At 59.2% G+C, this 3951-nt stretch carries 3 protein-coding genes; all 3 read right to left on the bottom strand.

Annotated features, from left to right (window positions below):
* On the bottom strand, nucleotides 1-462 hold a 462-nt coding region (locus C6P64_RS17610), incomplete at its 3' end, for a DUF1156 domain-containing protein (RefSeq protein WP_146115980.1).
* A gap of 51 nt (nucleotides 463-513) precedes the next feature.
* Nucleotides 514-2346 (bottom strand): DUF262 domain-containing protein, encoded by a 1833-nt coding sequence (locus C6P64_RS17605; RefSeq protein WP_105749826.1) that lies wholly within the window; start codon nucleotides 2344-2346, stop codon nucleotides 514-516.
* A 15-nt stretch (nucleotides 2347-2361) separates the two neighbouring features.
* On the bottom strand, nucleotides 2362-3927 hold the full coding sequence (locus tag C6P64_RS17600) for a protein NO VEIN domain-containing protein (protein ID WP_245911786.1): 1566 nt from the start codon (nucleotides 3925-3927) through the stop codon (nucleotides 2362-2364).
* Nucleotides 3928-3951 lie beyond the last annotated feature (24 nt).

Raw genomic sequence — 3951 nt, 5'->3', positions numbered from 1 at the left:
GGGGGGGGCTGAATAGTTACCCAGCGGCAGCGCTCCGCCGCCCGCAAAGGGATCATGGAAGGCAGGCAGTTGCTCGGGGTCGAAGCCAGGTTTACCCTTGTTCAGCTCGCAGGTCTCGCGCCAACTCTTCGCAATCGCCGCACGGGCGCGGGCCAGCACTTCTTCGTTGTTGGTGTTCTCCCACAACACGAGATCGCGCAGGATCTGGAACAGCTCTTCCCGCTCAGCATCAGCCTGCGCGCGCGTCTTGCCAGCGTAGTAACCACGTTCGCCACCGGGGTCGTTGACCATCTGCGCAAAGATCACCGCACGCGCGGCAGCCAGTGGTCGACGTGCCCACCACAGGTGCAAGGTGCTGGGGTGACCGTGGCGGATGGACTTCTCGCGTGCGGAGGCGACGTTGATATCGTCCAGAGGCAGGGCAACTTCGATGAGTTTTTTGGGGCTCTTGATGGCGGCCATGATTCAATTCGTCAATAGAAAACGAGATGCCTCACAGAGGGCACCTGGTGGTCATGCCTCAGCGACCAGCAATTCTGCTTCGGTCTCAGGCGCCGCCTCGGCGGGCTGGGGGGGGCCACTGTCCTTGAGCACCAGGTTCAGGCGCTGGCCAATCAAGCGCTTGCGGGCCTGCACGAACCCCAGGAAGTTGAATTCCTCGTACAAGGCCGGGTCATCTGGCAAATGGTGCTTGCGCCAGAAATCTGCCGTACGTGTTGCCACCCAGTCTTCCAGATCCATGCTGTAGTAGTCGCGGGCCTCGTCGTCAGTCAGGATGATCTGGTTGGCCAGTCGGGCGCTCCAGCTTTGGTAAACCGCAATTTCCTCGGGCAGTACGCCCTGCAAGCGCAGACGGTCCTCCAGCAGCCTGAACGACGGGATCACCTGCACCAACTGCCAGTTCTTGGTTGACCAGTCCTCGCGGTCATACAACAGGTTCAAGCAAACGGGTGCGACACGGTGCTTCATCTCCAGTGCCGCATAGCGTGCCACTGCCGTGTCGTCATATGTCATGTCACGGCCACGGGTTGTCATGCGCGTACTCAACTCAGCTACAGGGAAGTAAGCGTGCAGCTTCAGGTGCTCGTTCAAACAACGGCGATAGAACTCCATCGTCATGTTCGCTGCACCACCGAGTACCCCGTGAAACAGCACCGATGTGATCCAGCGCCGAATTCGCCCTTCGTCACCTTCGGGCACCACCCACTCTGACTCCGGGCGACCGGAGTTGATCTTGTACAGGTAGCATGCAATCAACATCACAGCATTGACGCCCGTCAGAGCCCCGCCCTTGATGCCAAATTGGGCGAACAGGTCGGTCGCCATCAGCAGTGCGCTCTTGATCTTCTGCCAGGTGTTCTCAATGATTGCGATGTTGCGCGGGGTGAAGTTGCGCAATTGAAATGCGAAATCGAGGTCGTTGAAGAACAGACCTGAGCGCAGCAAGTAATCGCGGTCGAATGCGCTTTCCTGCTCCAGCTTATCGCGCATTGCGTAGGTGATCGCCTCGGTTTCCGAGCGGGCATTGAACTGGTCCCAACGCAAGGTGATCATCGACATCAGCAGGTCCGACTTGCTGAGTTTGGTGCCGCCATCGTTCGCCCGAATGAATATGTCCAGCACCTTGTCGTAAGACTGCTCCCGTTCCAGGTAGTAAGCCATCGTCTGCTCTTCATGCACGACCTGCCAGAGTCGATGCAAGTTTTTCTGCAGGTTCGCCTGCCGATTTTCGTCCAGGTCGGGGTTGAGCAGCAACAAGCGATCCACTGCAGCGGCCAGTTGGCCTTTGTCAGTGATCTGAATAATCTTGGACACGGGGAACCAGACCGCCTTCGAATCGTTCTTGGGCAAACGGTCTGAAGCCACGAACTTAAAGCTGTAATACAGTTCCCGTACCTTCACTCCATCCGCGTCTTCTTCATCATCGTCGGGCGAGTCGAGCAGGTTGAGCAACAGAATCTTGTTGATCCACCCAGAACCTTTGCCACGCACACCGTTGCGCACGGTGTAACTGCCCTTCAACCCGATGAGCAACGATGTGAGACGCTGCTGCCCATCAAGCACCAGCGTCGCGGGCTGTTCGGGCTGCAACACCGCTGGGTCGTTGTGAATGTCCCCATGCTTGAAATCATTAACAAAGCGGTATATGTCCCAATCCCCAAAATGTTCAGGGGTCAGTTCCCAAAACATGAAGGTGTTGATGGGGTAGCCCCGCATCAGCGAGTCAAAAAGTTTGACAATCTGCTCAGGTTCCCATACATACGGGCGCTGAATGCTGGGGATAAATATATTGGTGTTGATTCTGGGCAGCAATTCAGAGATTCGCGCACCGAAGTATTTTTGCATCGAAGTGAGGTCCTTTTAATGTGTGATAGCTTTGCTGAGCAGCAGATTGAGGTTCATGTTGACACTGGTCGTTGCCCAGTCGGGTTCTTGTGTGAACGGTTCGTGCACGTAGAACGGGCCTTCGTGTTGATCACCCTCGACCAGAACGATTGCAAGAACGAACTTGTCTTTTTGGTTCAATCCGTGACGAATTTCATTGCTGGTGACCGTGACCGTATCTTGCCCCTTCGCTCGACCCTTGACCTCGACGTGACGCTCCATCGCCAGCCCCTCGGGCTGGTCGATGTACACGGTTATGTCCCAGCCGCACTTGTCGGCTGACACATCCTTGGTGCGGTGGCCCAGGGCTTCTTCGGCCTGTATCACAGCCTGCATCGCCACCCGCTCCACGCGGGCACGGGCTTCGGCATCCACGCTGAAATGGGGTTGCCCGTTGCGTTGGGCCAGCAGCCCGGCTGGTATCACCAGGGCGCCACCAATCACGTTAGGACTGCCCGAGGCGACATGCCGCATGGCTTGCAGTTCGGCGGTGCGCTGTTTCAGGCGCGCACTCAGTTCTTCAGCCCTGCGGCGCGCATTGTCCGGCTGCAGGCGGGGCTGCTTGCCGGCACGCACATCCATGTCCAGCTTGATGGCACGGTCCGACCAGTATTGGATTTCCTTCACTAGGCGTTCCCGTACCGCAGCCAGTTGCTTGTCTGCCTGCCGTTGGCGGCGGCCAGCCACTTCTTCGGTGTGCTCGGGTACCAGATGCTCTACCGCATAGGCCTGCGCCTTGGCTTCGATGTTTTGGGTCACCCAGTCGGCGTTGAGCACGTCAGCGATCACCCCAGCTTGCGCCGCCGTGATGGGCACCAGATCCAAGTGGCGTGCAAACGGGGCCTGGTGCGCGGTGCCGTCAGGTGTCATCTCCACAAACTGCAGCCGGCGTGAAATGTCGAGGGGCTGGTCGCCCGTGCTTTCGCGCACGCTGTGATCCAGCATGAACAGGGCTTTGGGCTGGGTGCCATCGTCGTGCGGGTCCACCAGCACCGCACCGCGCTTGAGCAGGCTGCGGTGGCTGCTCAGCACCAGGTCAGTCACGGCGGCCATCAGGGGGTGGCCGGGGTGCACCAGTTCGGCGGTGGGCTTGCCGTACAGGGTGCGGTTTTCCCGGTCAAAGCAGATGCGCTCGTACTTCTTGAGCACCGGCGTGCGGGTGTAGCCAATCACGCGGTCGCGCTCGATCACGTCGGCCGGCACATGCCGGACCTCGTAGCGGCCCGCCTCGCGGTCGCGCAACTCGCCACCGACGACTCGGAAGGCCTCGCGGAAGAAGGCGCTGATGAAGTGCGGCTGCAGCTTGCGGGCTTCGGCCTTGTCCATTTCTTCCCGGATCGAGTACAGGTCGTCCAGGCTCATGTGGTTTTCCACCAAGGCGTTACGCGCCATCAGGTCTTTCAGGTGCTGGGTGTCCAGTGCCTGGTCAATGACCTGCTCCATGCGGGCACGGGTTTCGGGCAATTCGCCGTAGCGGATGGCCTCGATCAGCAGTTCCTTGAGCGACACGTCCTCGAACGCCTCACCCAACACGTTGAACACCCGGCCCGAGTGATTTCAAGGTGC

Origin of the sequence: Malikia granosa (assembly GCF_002980595.1) — a bacterium.
GTDB lineage: Bacteria > Pseudomonadota > Gammaproteobacteria > Burkholderiales > Burkholderiaceae_C > Malikia > Malikia granosa.
This window is presented reverse-complemented; position numbering and strand designations above follow the sequence as displayed.

What these genes read in the sequence shown, in the direction of transcription:
- C6P64_RS17605 (WP_105749826.1), bottom strand. Translation starts at nt 2,346, where the DNA reads ATGCAAAAATACTTCGGTGCGCGAATCTCTGAATTGCTGCCCAGAATC.